Annotated in this window: 12 protein-coding genes; 1 reads left to right on the top strand and 11 read right to left on the bottom strand. The window is 55.1% G+C overall.

What is annotated here, in order from left to right; translation table 11 throughout:
- Positions 1 to 59: 59 nt before the first annotated feature.
- From CUN67_RS17060 to CUN67_RS17095, 8 genes are all read right to left on the bottom strand, one after another.
- The gene (locus CUN67_RS17060; RefSeq protein WP_208716479.1) at positions 60 to 482 is read right to left on the bottom strand and encodes a hypothetical protein; all 423 of its coding nucleotides are present in this window, start codon (positions 480 to 482) and stop codon (positions 60 to 62) included.
- The gene (locus tag CUN67_RS17065; protein ID WP_208716480.1) at positions 479 to 1,180 is read right to left on the bottom strand and encodes a hypothetical protein; all 702 of its coding nucleotides are present in this window, start codon (positions 1,178 to 1,180) and stop codon (positions 479 to 481) included. The genes CUN67_RS17060 and CUN67_RS17065 overlap by 4 nt, the downstream gene beginning before the upstream one ends.
- Positions 1,181 to 1,313: 133 nt before the next feature.
- Positions 1,314 to 3,035, bottom strand: a complete 1,722-nt coding sequence (locus CUN67_RS17070) for a lysophospholipid acyltransferase family protein (RefSeq protein ID WP_208716481.1) — start codon at positions 3,033 to 3,035, stop codon at positions 1,314 to 1,316.
- Positions 3,036 to 3,210: 175 nt separating this feature from the next.
- Positions 3,211 to 3,915: a proteasome-type protease gene (locus CUN67_RS17075; RefSeq protein ID WP_208716482.1), complete on the bottom strand. Its 705-nt coding sequence runs from the start codon at positions 3,913 to 3,915 to the stop codon at positions 3,211 to 3,213.
- Between the two features lie 20 nt (positions 3,916 to 3,935).
- The gene (locus CUN67_RS17080) at positions 3,936 to 4,736 is read right to left on the bottom strand and encodes a transglutaminase family protein (protein ID WP_208716483.1); all 801 of its coding nucleotides are present in this window, start codon (positions 4,734 to 4,736) and stop codon (positions 3,936 to 3,938) included.
- Positions 4,733 to 5,662, bottom strand: a complete 930-nt coding sequence (locus CUN67_RS17085; RefSeq protein WP_208716484.1) for an alpha-E domain-containing protein — start codon at positions 5,660 to 5,662, stop codon at positions 4,733 to 4,735. Before CUN67_RS17085 ends, CUN67_RS17080 begins: the two co-directional genes overlap by 4 nt.
- Positions 5,656 to 7,095, bottom strand: a complete 1,440-nt coding sequence (locus CUN67_RS17090; protein WP_208716485.1) for a circularly permuted type 2 ATP-grasp protein — start codon at positions 7,093 to 7,095, stop codon at positions 5,656 to 5,658. Before CUN67_RS17090 ends, CUN67_RS17085 begins: the two co-directional genes overlap by 7 nt.
- A 124-nt stretch (positions 7,096 to 7,219) precedes the next feature.
- A complete protein-coding gene (locus tag CUN67_RS17095) occupies positions 7,220 to 7,834 on the bottom strand; it encodes a cupin domain-containing protein (RefSeq protein WP_208716486.1) in 615 nt (204 codons plus the stop codon).
- Positions 7,835 to 8,096: 262 nt separating this feature from the next.
- Between CUN67_RS17095 and CUN67_RS17100 the strand changes: the two genes are divergently transcribed.
- Positions 8,097 to 8,579 (top strand): YlaC family protein, encoded by a 483-nt coding sequence (locus CUN67_RS17100; protein WP_208716487.1) that lies wholly within the window; start codon positions 8,097 to 8,099, stop codon positions 8,577 to 8,579.
- A gap of 81 nt (positions 8,580 to 8,660) precedes the next feature.
- Here the strand turns inward: CUN67_RS17100 and CUN67_RS17105 are convergent, their stop codons facing one another.
- From CUN67_RS17105 to CUN67_RS17115, 3 genes are all read right to left on the bottom strand, one after another.
- Positions 8,661 to 10,073 carry a PLP-dependent aminotransferase family protein gene (locus CUN67_RS17105; RefSeq protein ID WP_208716488.1) on the bottom strand — a complete coding sequence of 471 codons (1,413 nt, stop codon included), beginning with the start codon at positions 10,071 to 10,073 and terminating at the stop codon, positions 8,661 to 8,663.
- 32 nt (positions 10,074 to 10,105) lie between these two features.
- Positions 10,106 to 12,196 carry a putative bifunctional diguanylate cyclase/phosphodiesterase gene (locus CUN67_RS17110; RefSeq protein ID WP_208716489.1) on the bottom strand — a complete coding sequence of 697 codons (2,091 nt, stop codon included), beginning with the start codon at positions 12,194 to 12,196 and terminating at the stop codon, positions 10,106 to 10,108.
- A 157-nt stretch (positions 12,197 to 12,353) separates the two neighbouring features.
- The gene (locus CUN67_RS17115; protein WP_208716490.1) at positions 12,354 to 14,453 is read right to left on the bottom strand and encodes a putative bifunctional diguanylate cyclase/phosphodiesterase; all 2,100 of its coding nucleotides are present in this window, start codon (positions 14,451 to 14,453) and stop codon (positions 12,354 to 12,356) included.
- Between the last annotated feature and the right edge of the window lie 497 nt (positions 14,454 to 14,950).

Below are 14,950 nucleotides of genomic sequence, written 5' to 3' on the forward strand. Positions count from 1 at the left end.
AATACGCCGTAGACCCTACGACAATCAGATGACAGCCCCGTGACATCACGACGTGATCTTTAGAAAGTTTTAACAAGTTGTACGGTTACGCTTTCTGGGTGTGAGAGCAGTCCAACCGTAATAACTTCATTCGGGTTCTTCCCGCGCCAGCAAACGGCATCAATGTCACAACTCTCCTGCCGCTGATATTGATTCTCTATCAAATACGCATCAATTTTGCTGGTATCCTGAATATCATAAAAGTGCACTGCATACACATGCGATGCCTGACCAGTAATATTCGCGAAATTAAAATCATAGCGGTTGGTAATGCGTGGCATTTTTTTCAGTATATCGGGGGTATAAAATTCATAAGCTCTCTCGTCCTGTTGGGTATATTGTGCGCTACCGGCAAACTCTAACTTTATTATTGGCCAGCAGATAACAAGGACCAACGTCAAAACAGCTACGCTTCCACAAAGGAGCTGCACTTTTTTTTTCATAATCCTGAGTTTCCACTTTTTGCTGCATCAATGAAGGAACCATCCCGACAGAAAATAGCAACGTTTCCAGATTGGAAATCATTATAAGGCGTGACAGTCTTCATAAAACTCGGCAATTGGCTTTTATACGGCTTGGCATTGGGAAACATGAGAGGGTCAGGGAAAAGAATTGGCAAAAACGTCTCATTCTTATACTTACCAATGGGACCATAGAAATCCCATCGTCTGAGCGCTTCTTCTTTACTCACTGGATGCAACAACGGGTAAGGATTTGATACAGATATTGCCCGATAAAAACCTAATAAATCAGATACCAAATCCTCACCACTAAATCCGCTATCCGTCAGTAAGTTAAAAGGAAATGCCTGTTGAAAGGCTTCAAATTTCTGCGCTACGGTCATCATCATTGCAAGAGCGATACTCTGACGTTCATGATATGGTCGGCCGCGCTTGATACGCCACTTGATGTACTGACCAGTTTTAATTTTTTTTAACGGGTCTACCATCGATTGCGAATAGGTGATGTTGTAATAATCCTGACTACAGGATTCTCCATAGTTTATTTCATTCATCAAAATCTTGATATCAGTACCCTGCGCATGGCCGAGATCAACCCAACCAAGAACATCCGTGTAAATAAGTCCGTACTTCAATCCTGAGGCTTGACGACCATCGACAATATCGCTCCGTTTACTCATCCATGAATCTCCTTTGATACGATAAACACATCCACTTTCGGTCAAATAACAACCAACTCAGATGCATATTAGGGCTGCCACAAGACAAGTGCCAGCCCAATCGCATCAACCTGATAACGACGTCACACCCGCCTTACGTTTCTGTGCCGGCCTCTGCCAGATGCATCGCGATATATCGCTCGTAACGGGCAGCTTTGACGCGCGTCAGGTCCACCAGCACCAGCCCATCGATACAGTTGTTGAAATCGGGATCGCTACCAAAATCAATAAACTGCACTCCACCCGGTTCACACAGCTCGGAATATTGTTTGTACAGGGTCGGGATGGCTGAACCGAGGTTGGCGAGCAAATGCTTCAGACGGCGTAAATCTTCCTGATAATTGTCGCCGGTGAACTGCGCCAGCACTTCCGGTAGCGAAGCCGGATAAGGGCGACGTGACGTTGCCAGCGGTAGCTCGGTGGGGAAATAGAGGCGATAAAACGCCACCAGCAGATCGCGAGCGGCCAGCGGCATACCGCCGGAGATCGACACCGGGCCAAACAGATAACGGGTTTCCGGGTAACGGGCGATATAGGCACCAATGCCCATCCACAGGTAATCCAGTCCGCGTTTGCCCCAGTAAGCCGGTTGGATAAAGCTGCGTCCCAACTCCAGCCCCTGGCGGATAATCGGCAGCATCCGTTCGTCATAATGGAACAGGCTATCGCTGTAGATCCCTTCCAGACCGCGTCGTTCCAGTTGCTCCGCACCCGGGATAAAACGGTACGCGCCAACAATCTCCAGCTGTGCGTCATCCCACAGAATCAGGTGGTAATAATCATCATCGTACTTATCCAGATCGCGACGTCTGCCACTGCCCTCACCTACGGCGCGGAAAGCAATTTCACGCAGACGCCCCAACTCGCGCAGCAACGGCACCCAGCTGGCACCATTACGCCGCCACAGGTAGATCTGCTTGCCATCCGGTAAAGTGCCCAGCTGTTCACTCTCCAGCAACGCTTTTTTCAACTCGGCGCGATCTTCCGGGCGCGCAATCGCCGCTTCAGTCTGGAATAAACCACGTCGGCCCTGACCAATACGATACAGATGCTTGCGCAGCCGCTTCGCCAGCTCTTTGCCTGGCGTATGGCCATCGTGCCAGTGAGCAAAGGGGATTTGTTCGCCAATATGCAGCTTGATGCGCGATCCGCGCTGGCGGAACATTTCACGCACCAGCATCAGCAACGCCAGCGGCGGGGCAATATGGGTGGCCGCATAAAATGCCATGCTGTTGCGCCCCACTACGTGCACCGGCACCAGTGGCGCACGTGCACGCGCAGCGAGACGCAGGAAGCTATGATGCCAGCGACGATCGCGCACGCCACCACTGGTCATGCGTGATACTTCGCCTGCCGGGAAGATAATCAACGCCCCCTGGTTGTCGAGATGCTGCTGCATGCGTGTCAGCTGCTCACGGTTGGTGCGGTTGCCCATGTTATCCACCGGCAACATCAGATTATTCAGCGGCTCCAGCATCATCAGCATACGGTTGGCGACGATTTTCACGTCGCGCCGCACCTGTGAAACCGCTGCCAGCAGCGCCAGGCCATCCAGCGCGCCGAGCGGATGGTTGGCCATGATCACCACCGGTCCGTGGGTGGGGATCTGCTCCAGATCGCGCTCGCTGAGGTCACAACGTACATCCAGGTGCTCCAGCACCTGCTCCACCATATCCACCCCTTGCAGGTGGCGATAGCGGGCAGCGAATTGCTGAAATTCGTTTTCACGCAGCGCCCATTTCAGCAGGCGTTTTTGCCAGCCTGCTGCCTGGTATGCCGGCCAGTAAGTATTGAGAACCTGATCAACAGAAAACATCGTTCACCTTCTTATCGGGGGCGGTTATCGCCCCGAAGGTAAAACGGGTTGTTTTCAGATTTATGACCAAGAGGGAGCGGTGCGGATTCAGGCCAGGTCGGCATAAATGCCGACCCTACAAATATTGCAATTTATCAATGACGTAGGGTGCGCATTCATGCGCACCAGGGAGGAATTACAATTTCAGGGGCGGTAACTGGGAGAAGACGCTCAGCAGCCCTTTACTCCACAGCTGACGGATCTGGGAAAAATACGGGTGCTGATCGGTGATATGGTATTGCTCGTTATCGCTAAAACTGTCGCTGTGATAAATCATCACGTCCAGCGGCAGCCCCACCGAGATATTACTCGCCAGCGTAGAATCCATCGAAATCAGCGCGCACTGCATCGCCTGGCTGAGCGGGGTTTCATAACGCAGCACGCGGTCAATAATCGGTTTGCCATATTTGCTTTCGCCAATCTGGAAATACGGCGTATCGACGCTGGCCTCAATAAAATTGCCCTGCGGATAGATCTGGAACAACCGCGGCTCCTCACCGCGGATCTGGCCGCCGAGCAGCAACGTGCCGCCAAACTCTTCACCATCGCGCTTGATCACGTCGCGCAGCATTTCCCCCACCAGCAGCGCAATGTCATACAGCGATTTCCCGTTCAGCAAATTGGGCTGGTCGTTGTCATCACAACCGCGTCGTAGCAGGCTCATCACGCTTTGCGTGGTGGCGAGGTTGCCAGCGCTTTGCAGCACCAGCGTGCGTTCATCATCCACCTGAAACACATGCAACTTACGAAACGACGAAATATGGTCAACACCCGCATTGGTGCGGGAGTCGGAAACAAAAATCATCCCTGATGATAAACGCATTGCCACACAATAAGTCATAGTCACGCCTGCAAAGAAAATTACTGCTGCGAGTGCACCTGTTGCACCGCGGCCACCGCCAGCATATCTTCACCCCCACCACCCAGCCGCATACCGCGTACCGGACAGGCATCGAGATAATCCACGCCCACCGCCAGCCGCAAATGCTGCCGCGTACTGCGGGTATTGTTGGTGATATCAAAGCTGTGCCAACTGCCATCCAGCCAGGCTTCAACCCAGGCATGAGTGGCAACGTGTTCGACATTGTCAGTATAGAGATAACCGCTGACATAACGCGCCGGAATCCCCAGACTGCGACAGCAGGCAAGAAACACATGGCTGTGATCCTGGCAAACGCCGGAGCCGGCGGCAAATACTTTCGCGGCGGTATCACTCACCTGGGTGCTGCCGGGGCGGTAAGGCATTTTCAGCAGCAGTTCGCCCATCAGTTTTTCCAGGCTGGCAAGTGGCGCTTCCGGTCGCCAGTAACGCAGGGCAAAATCGCGAATCGCGCTGTCGGGCTGGGTCAGCGGCGTGCCGCGCAGGAAAATCAGCGGCGACAGGCTGGATTCAGGATCGGCAGCCATCTCCCCATCATCGAGGATATCCACCACCCCGCGCGCGGTGATCTCCAGCATCTGATGCGGGGTATCCAGCGTCAGGACGTGCATCACGTTGCCGTAAGCATCAACGGTGCGCGTGGCTTCGCATGGCAGCGCCAGTTCCCACGACAGAATTTGCTGATGCACCGAGTTTTGCGGTGTCAGGCGCAGATACTCGGTGCTGAGTTTGACCTGATGCTCCCAGGCATACCAGGTTTTATGCTCGATGTTCAGTCTCATTTCGCCTCCAGATAGGTTTGATTGATGCTGTCAGCCAATTGATTAATGTCTTCCAGGAAATGATTCAGCCAGGTGTTAAGGCCGCAGCGCGTCAGGCTCTCCCAGGTACTGAAGCGCATCTCAGCCAGCAGCACGGTGGCGAGGTAGCGCGGACGATCCTCACCGCTGCTGCCGATCTGCTCCAGTTGGTTGGCGATCTCTTCGATGCAGGAATGCAACGATCGCGGGCTTTCACTGCGCAGGATCAGCATCTCGTTGACCAGATCCGGCATCAGCTGTTGTTTGAAGATCGCGTTGTAGGCCTCGCGCGCGGACACCGCACGCAGCAGGGTGTCGAGACAGTAATATTCACGCACCGAATCGGGGTGCTGCTCCAGCAATTGCTGATTGACACTCAGCAGACGAGCACTGCCGTCGGCACGTTCCATCAGGGTGCCGAGGCGGATAAAACTCATGGCGTCGCCGCGCAGCAGGGTGCCAAACATCGCGCCGCGAAACAGGTGGCAGCGCTCCTTGACCCAGTCGAAAAAGCTGTCGGCATTGGCGCTGGTAATGCCGCGACGGCGCATTTTGCGCATCTCAATCCAGGTGGAGTTGATGCTCTCCCACACTTCCGAAGAGAGGCTGCCGCGCACCGCGTGGGCATTGTTCCACGCCGACTGCCAGCAGCTGAAAATGCTGCTGGGATTGCGATCGTCGAGGGCAAAGAAGTTGAACAGCTGGGGCATGGTGAAACGCCCGTTCAGGGTTTCAAACAGCTGACGCGTGCCGGTGAGGTTGAGCGGTAACAGCAGCTCATCACCGTGGCTGTTGCGCACCGGCATCAGCGACAGCCGGTTGGTCACATCCAGCACCCGGGCAAGTTGTTCCGCGCGCTCCAGATAGCGCGCCATCCAATAGAGGCCACTGGCCGTGCGGCTTAGCATGATTCATCATCCTCCAGAACCCAGGTGTCCTTAGTACCGCCGCCCTGCGACGAGTTCACCACCAGTGAGCCTTCCGTCAGCGCCACGCGGGTCAGGCCACCCGGCACCAGACGAATGTCCGCCCCGCACAGAGCAAACGGACGCAGGTCGATATGACGCGGCGCGAGACCGTTATCGATAAAAGTCGGACAGGTGGAGAGCGACAGGGTGTTTTGCGCGATGTAGTTATCTGGCCGTGCCTGTAAACGATCGCGGAAATCGTTCAGTTCCTGCTGGCTGGCAACCGGGCCAATCAACATGCCGTAGCCCCCCGCACCGTGCACTTCCTTCACCACCATCTTGTCGAGGTTCGCCAGCACGTAGGTGAGATCTTTCGGGTTGCGACACTGCCAGGTAGGAACGTTGTTGAGGATCGGATCTTCATCGAGGTAAAAGCGGATCATATCCGGCACATAAGGGTAGATCGATTTGTCATCGGCTACCCCGGTGCCGATGGCATTCGCCAGCACCACATTCCCGGCACGATACACCGACAGCAGGCCGGGTACGCCGAGCATCGAATCCGGGCGGAACGCCAGCGGATCGAGGAAGGCATCATCAACGCGGCGATAGATCACATCCACCTTGCAGGGTCCGGCGGTGGTGCGCATCATCACTGCGCCATCTTTAACGAACAGGTCCGCGCTTTCCACCAGCTCCACACCCATCTGCTGCGCGAGGAAACTGTGTTCAAAATAGGCGCTGTTAAAGCGGCCTGGCGTCAGCACCACCACCACCGGATCGTTCACCGGCGAGCTTTCGCGCAGCGTCTGCAACAGGTGCGACGGATAACGCTCCACCGGTGCCACATGCTGCTCAGCAAACAACTCCGGGTAGAGACGCATCATCATCTTACGGTTCTCCAGCATATAGGAAACGCCAGACGGGGTGCGCAGGTTATCCTCCAGCACGTAATACTCGCCATCATTGTTACGTACCATATCCACGCCGACGATATGCGCATAGATATTGCGATGCAGATCAACGCCCTGCATGCAGGGTTGGTATTGATCGTTGACCAGTACCTGCTCGGCCGGAATGATGCCCGCTTTCAGGATGTGCTGTTGGTGGTAGATATCATGCAGGAAGGCATTGAGGGCTTGTACACGTTGTCGGATACCGCGATCGAGCATCGCCCATTCGCTGGCAGGAATAATACGCGGCACGCTATCGAACGGAATCAGGCGCTCTGCGCCGCCGTCTTCGCCATAGACATTGAAAGTGATGCCAACGCGATGAAACAAAAGTTCCGCTTCCTCGCGTTTACGCGCCACTGCCTCTTTGTCCGCCGCTTGCAACCATTCCCAGTAGTGCTGATAGTGAGCGCGGTGTTGGCCGTCGCTCAGCAACATCTCATCATAGAAGTGTGATGCTATCTGGTAGCTTTCTTTCATGATTTACCCGGCGCTTATCAGAGGACCTGATTCCACTGCTGCACAAACTGTGCCAGGCGCACGCGCCCTTTGCCGCATGCGCACCTTATCAGTGAGTTAACGCCGGATAGCGGTGCAACGCACCTTATTGGTGCAAAAACTGTTGCGCGACCGGTAACCAGATATCTGTCATTGCCCCCTCTCTGCCGGTGAAAGGATCGCGCTGTGGCATCGGTACGCGCTGAATCTGCGCCTGAGAAGTCCGCAAAAAGCGCGGTTCATCGCGCAGCGTTTCCGGCGACATACCTTCAGGATAGGCGCCAACCACCATAAAATCCTCACTGGCGTGGACCTGTTTATGGCCGACACCCGCCGGAACCAGCACCGCATCGCCTTCGCGTAGCGTCACCATACGGCCACTGTCACCGCCAAATAACACTTCCGCCCAACCCGCCGCGATACCCAGCACTTCATGGGTGTTCGGGTGGTAATGGGTATAAGGGAAGATCGGATAACGCCAGGCGGCGGGCCAGCCGTTATCGGTAAAGGTTTTTTCAAACCAGGCGGCGGTATCCTGATTTTCATCGTCGTCATCATCGGGTGCGATGCCCGGCCAGATGATCAGCGGCAGTGGGTTGTTCGGCACACCGCCGGACGGGATCGATAACATCAGATGCTGCGGGTTACTGGAAGCCCCTGCGGAAAAGGTGCCAGCGGCGAAAGACATCAGTAACAGCAGGCTGGATGGGTAGACAGTCATACTCTTTCTCCGGTTAGCCACATGCTATAAGTGTGGCAAAATCGCATGACAATACAATGTGCTCAGGCCCGCAAAATTCACATAAAAGCATGATTTTGCTAACTAAAGCCAAATTAATGATTAACCTCTTTAACATTTTGAGTGCAACCGCGGGTGAAGGGCGATTTTCCACGCAACTGTTATAAAAAAACTGCACTGATCTGTGTCTGCAACTCTTCACTGTTACATGCTTTACTGGCAGGCAGTGAAAGAGAGGTGAACAATGGACGCCATAAAACAAATCCTGATTGATGAAATCGCTACCCTGAACCGTGAAGAACGCCGCGATAATCGGCCGCGTTTTAGCTTTTCGTTTCTGAAAACCCATCCGGGGCTATGGGGAGTGATGTACCTGTGCTACGCGCTGTGCGTCGCATTGATTTTTTCCACCGAGATGCTCGGCTGGCCGGCCTTCTGGTTCGCCACCGCGTTTGTGCTGGTGATGAGCTTTCTGATGCTGCTGGATATCAATCCAAAGTATCGTTTCGAGGATATTGATGCGCTGGATCTGCGCGTTTGTTACAACGGTGAGTGGTATTACATTCAGCCGGTCTCGCAGCAGGGTATCTCGAAGATTCTGGATAACCCCGGCACACCGGATCGGGTGCGCAGCGGCATTCATCGCCTGATGCAGCAAAAAGGTGAGGTCGATTTTTACGACGTGTATTACCTGACCTGGGGACACCAGCAAGCCGCCCAGGTGTAAATCCCACACCCATGTAGCGGCGCGATTTATCGCGCGGGTTTTTCCTGCACCGGGCACATAATTGCGCGATAAATCGCGCCGCTACGGGTGTAACATTTTGATTAATTGTCCTAATTTCTCCACCGCCGCTTCTGCGCGCGCATCCCACGGCCAGGCGGTATTGAAGCGGAAGCAGTGGCGAAAATCTTCACTGCTGGAAAACAACTGCCCCGGCGCGATGCTGATCCCTTCTTTTAACGCCAGATGATACAGCTGCGTGGTATTGATCCCGGCAGGTAAGGCGACCCATAAAAAGTAACCTCCTGGGGTATCGCTGATGCTGGCCTCGGCAGGCAGCACCTGCTGTAGCGCCGCGCGCGCCAGCTGTTTGCGTTTCGCCAGCGTCTGCCGCAGTCGCTTCAGATGGCTGTCGTAGCTGCGGGTGGAGAGGAAATCCGCCAGTGCCAGCTGCATCGGTGCGCTGGTGGAAAGCGTACTCATCAGCTGGATACGCTGGACACGCTGGGCATGTCTTCCCGCCGCCACCCAGCCAATGCGAAAACCCGCCACCAGATTTTTGGAAAAGCTGCCGCAATGCAGCACGTCGCCGTTACGATCAAAGGCTTTCGCCGGTAGCGGCTTTTCGTCACCAATCCACAGTTCGCTGTACACATCATCTTCAATCAGCGCCACGCCATAGCGCTCCAGCAGCGTGACCAGCTGCTCCTTGCGCGCATGACTTAAGGTAAACCCGAGTGGATTTTGCCGGTTGGTCATCAGCCAGCAGGCTTTTACCGGCCAGCGCTGTAGCGCCTGTTCCAGCTCACCAAAATCAATCCCCTGCTCTACGTCGCTGGCGACGGCAATCGCATTCAGTTTCAGGCGCTCAATCGCCTGCAACGCGCCATAGAACGAGGGGTTCTCAATCACCACCCAGTCGCCAGGCTCGGTCACCGCCTGTAAGCTCAGGTTGAGCGCCTCCATCGCGCCGTTGGTGATCACGATATCATCCGGCGAGATGGTTATGCCCTGCTGCGCATAGCGCTGGGCAAGGATTTTGCGCAAATCAGCGTTACCCGGCGGCAGGTTGTTGAGGGCATCGGTCGGTTTCAGGTTATGCGAGACTTTAACCAGCGAACGCATCAGCTGACGTTGCGGAAACAGCTCAGGATCGGGAAAGGCAGAGCCAAACGGCATAATGGCCGGATCGCGCGTGGCTTGTAGCACATCAAACACGAAACTGTTGGTGTCGGTCTGCTCCGGACGGGCCACGGTTTGCGTGGGCAGACGCGGGCGCGGAGCCGCCGCACGTGGCGCGATATAGTAGCCGGACTGCGGTTTCGACAGAATCCAGCCCTGGCTTTCCAGCACTTCGTAAGCGTGCATCACCGTCATCAGGCTGAGGCCGGATTGATCGGCCTGCTGACGCAACGACGGTAGTTTTTCCCCCGGCTGCCAGATGTTGGCTTCAATTTGTTCCCGCAGTTGATCAACCAGCTGCTGATATTTCGCCACCCGAATCTCCGTCGCTACATATTCATAAAAACTTACTTCGCGGTTGCTTCCAGTTCCGCTGCCGGGGTAACAAACTCGGGTAGTTCGCCAATGCGTTCTGGTGGTACCGGCTTGCCCAACAGATATCCCTGCAGCGTATTACAACCCAATCCGGTCAGAAACGCCTGTTGTCCCTCGGTTTCTACCCCTTCGGCCACCACTTTCAAATCCAGCGATTGCGCCAGCGCCACGATCGCCGAGACGATGGTAGCATCTTCTGATTTTGCCTGTAGCTCATTAACGAAGGCGCGGTCGATTTTCAGTTCACTGGCCGGTAACCGCTTGAGATATAACAGGCTGGAGTAACCGGTGCCGAAATCATCAATCGAGGCTTTCACCCCCATGTTGGTCAGCTCAGTCAGGATACGGACGCTCTCCTCGGGGTCGCGCATCGCGGTGGTTTCGGTCACCTCCAGCGTGAGTAACTCGGCCGGAATCTGATGCTGCGACAACGCCAGCGTGACGGTTTCGACCAGATTGCTTTGTTCAAACTGCAACGCCGACAGGTTTACCGCCACTGACCAGTGCGGATGGCCCTGCAAATGCCAGGTGTGCAGCTGGCGGCAGGCTTCATTGATCACCCAGTTACCGATATTGATGATCATCCCGGTCTTCTCCGCCATCGGCAGGAATTTGTCCGGTGACAGTAATCCGCGCGTTGGGTGCTGCCAGCGCAGCAATGCCTCAAAACCAATGATTGGCCCGCTCGGTGCGCAATATTTAGGTTGATAGAACAGCCGCAGCTCGTTGTTATCCATCGCCTGCCACAGGTCGTTGTTCAGCTGCAGCTGGCTCTGCGCCAGGGTATTCATCGAGGGCTGGAAGAAGTTGTAGCCGTTGCGCCCGTTGTTTTTGGTGTGATACATCGCGGCATCCGCGTTAAACATCAGCTCGCGCTCGTCAACACCATCACCGGGATACACGGCAATGCCGATGCTCAGCGACACCATTAACTCATAACGTGAGATGCTGAACGGCTTCTCAATCGCCTTCACCAGCGCATCCGCCGCCGCGGCTGCATCGTTAGGATCATCGATTTCAATCAGCAACACGAACTCATCACCGCCCATACGCGCCAGCGTGTAATGTCCCTTCATCTGCCCGGTCATGCGTTCGGTCACGGCAATCAGCAGATTGTCCCCGACATGGTGGCCAAAGGCATCGTTAACCGCTTTGAAACCATCGAGATCCATAAACATCAGCGCGAAATGCGAGTGTTCGCGGTCCGCTTTGTTAATGGCCTGGTCGAGGCGATCTTCCAGCAAAATACGGTTCGGCAAACGTGTCAGATTATCGTGCAATGCCAGCTGAGCCAGTTCGCGGTTGGCCTCAGCCAGTGAACGCGCGAGGATGGAGGTACGCGCCTGCATACGCGCATCCAGCATGGATACCAGCAAGGTAATGCCGAGGATTGATAGCGTCACCACGGTCACCAGCATCGCCAGCCAGTTGCTGTTGACGCCCATATGCGTCGCGTGGCTTTGCATGGGAAAATCTGCCGCCACCATACCGGTGTAGTGCATGCCCGCGATGGCGCAGCCCATCACTACCGAGGCCCCAAGACGCAGCAGAGTGACGCGGCCAGTCCCTTCACGCAGGTTGAACGCCAGCCACAACGCTGCGCCAGAGGCGACCAGCGCGATGACCACTGACGCGGCAACCCAATACCAGTTCCAGACAATGCCTGGCGCAAACATTAACGCGGCCATGCCGGTGTAGTGCATCGCCACCACGCCACTGCCGAGCACCACCGCTCCGCCGCACAGGCGCGGCCAGGGCAGGTCCCCCGAACAAACCAGCCACAGGGCAAAGATCGACGCCAGTACGGCAATCACCATCGACGTGGCCGTCAGCAGAGGGTTATAGCTCATCACCATATCAAGGCTCATCGACAGCATGCCGATGAAGTGCATCGCCCAGATGCCAATGCCCATAGCGAAGCCACCGCCAAGCAGCCACACCAGCGCCGCCTTGCCGGTGGAGGTGGCCACCCGTCCCGCCATATCCAGCGCAGTAAATGAGGCCAGCATCGCCACCAGAACGGAGACGATCACGGTAAACCAATCATACGAAGTCACTAACATAGTGAGTTCCCAATGCAAAGCCGGGTTAGCAGCTGTGGTGTTGTTAACAAAAAGTAAAATACATAAATATTATTGTATAGTTTATCGGCAGTCGAGCTGCCGTGTAAGGAGTCTTTGAACGATGAAAGATTGCGATTCAGAAAATTAAAAATACTCGTCAGGCACCCGCCAGCGGTGCGATGTTTTCGGGGATGGCCAGTGGCGCAGCTGCCGCCACGGTGAATTCACTGATGCGTTCTGCCGGTGTGGGTTTACCCAGTAAATAACCTTGCAACATATCAAAACCCAGCCCGGTCAATAAGCGTTGCTGTTCTTCCGTTTCCACACCTTCAGCCACCATACGCAGATTCAGGCTCTGCGCCAGGGTGATCATCGCGCTGACCACCGTGGCATCTTCACTGTCGGCGCGCAGGCTGTTGATGAAACTACGATCAATCTTCAGCTCAGTCGCCTCCAGATGTTTCAGATGCAGCAAGTTAGCATAACCGATACCAAAATTATCAATCGCGACCCGGACACCCAACTGATGCAGCTCCGCGATGCGTTGCTGGCTAAACTGTGGATCGCGCATGGCAATGGTTTCCGTGATTTCCAGCATCAGCATGCCTTCCGGCAAGCCATGCCGTTGCAGAATCTCCCTCAGGCTGTCGATCAGATCGCGCTGATGAAATTGCAACGCCGAGAGGTTAACCGAGACGCTCCAGCTGCTGTTCCCTTCATCATGCCACTGCCGCAACTGGCGACAGGCTTCGTTAATCACCCAATTACCCAGCGCGATAATCTGCCCGGTTTTCTCGGCACGCGGCAGAAACATATCTGGCATCAGCAATCCACGGCGCGGATGTTGCCAGCGCAACAACGCTTCAAAGCCCATCAACAAGGTGCCGCCCGCGCGGAACTTCGGTTGATAGAACAGGCGCATTTCCTGATGCTCCAGCGCACTCCACAAATCATTGGCCAGTGCCAGCTGATATTGCGCCACCGCACTCATGGCCGGTTCGTACAGGCACCAGCCGTTACGTCCGCTATGTTTGGTGTGATACATCGCCGAATCGGCGTTGAACATCATCTCCTGCTTACTGCGGCCATGCAGAGGGAAGATGACGATGCCCACGCTGAGCGAGACGCGCAGCGAGTAACGTTCCAGTTCGAACGGGGCGTCAACGGTGTTTACCAGCCGCTGTGCCTGCGCGGCAGCCTGCAGGCCATCGCAGCCCGGGCTTAACAGCACGAATTCATCGCCGCCCAGACGCGCCAGCATGGCATCTTTGCGCAGTTGGTTGCGCAGGCGCGTGGCAACAGCGATAAGTAAGCGGTCACCAACGTGATGTCCCCAGGTATCGTTGACCGCCTTAAAGCCGTCGAGATCCATAAACATCAACGCGAAAGTTTCATCGTTGAGGGTCGCGTGCTTCACGGCGGCATCGAGTTGCTGCTCCAGCAGCACCCGGTTCGGTAAGGTGGTGAGCGTATCGTGCATCGCTAACTGATGCAGCTCGTTGTTGGCGCTTTTTAATTTGGCCGCCAGACGCGCGGCACGCAGCTGGGCATCCAGCATCGAAATCAACAAAGTGACGCCAAGAATACTGAGCGTAATGATGGTGACCCACACCGCCAGCCCCTGATCGCTTACGCCATGTTCCATCATGCTGCTGGTATTGTTGAACCGGGCGGCGGCCATACCGACATAGTGCATGCCGGCAATGGCGATGCCCATCACCAGGGCAGAATACGCGCGCATGACAAGCAGGCCATCCCCCTGACGCAAGTGAAACGCCAGCCACAGCGCGACACCCGCCGCGCTGAAGGCAATCAGCACCGACAGGGTGACCAGTTCCATATTCCATTGAATGGCGGGTTCAATCATCAGCGAGTACATACCGAGATAGTGCATCGCCACCACCCCAAAGCCGAGAATCAGGGTGCCGCGCACCAGACGACGAAACGTCAGATGGCTGCCACGCACCACCTGCACGAAAGAGAGAATGGAGGTCAATATGGCCACTGCCAGTGACAGCGCGGTGAGCGTCACATCGTAGCGCATCGTCATCGGCAGCATCATCGCCAGCATGCCAATAAAGTGCATGGCCCAAACGCCAATGCCCATCGCGGTTCCACCCGCGACCAGCCACACACGGGCCAGCCAGCCGCGCGATACGGCGACACGTCCGGCGGTATCCAGCGCCGTAAATGAGGCGATAAAAGCGACGATTAAGGAAACCGTCACCAGAACGCTATCCCAGGTAACCAGCAACATGAGCGCTCCCCACTAACCCGCTAGCGAGCAGGTGCTGAATCGTCGAATCGGAACAAGGATTAAAAAGCATGCATAAAAGGTCTGTTATCTCTTCAAAAGCGATTCAGCCGTGACTCGTGCCAGCCAGACTGGCGACTAACACACCAGGATTTTTATTCGCTAAGTGGAGAATCGTTATTATGTCTGATTAATGTATGAACATAACACTGAACCCTGCGCCGCGGTAGTAGCTGGAATAACTCCGCGTTTAGTTTTTTTAACCTGCCTACATCCCTTGCTATCACTGAATTATCGGCTATCAGGGCAAATTGATTAGGGAAAAATTATTGGTGGACCTGACAGGCTTCGCTTTGCTGAACTATAGTAAAGAAAACTGATATAAATCATTTCCCTGTCTTATAAGAACTTTCTTAGCCGACAGGGGTTTTTACTGTGCAGCCAAATCTGGCTCCTTGTTATTTTTCGGTTGATTTCATAAATGCATCATCAGGTGAAAA

The sequence above is a fragment of the Pantoea cypripedii genome (genome assembly GCF_011395035.1).
In the GTDB taxonomy this organism is placed as follows: domain Bacteria; phylum Pseudomonadota; class Gammaproteobacteria; order Enterobacterales; family Enterobacteriaceae; genus Pantoea; species Pantoea cypripedii_A.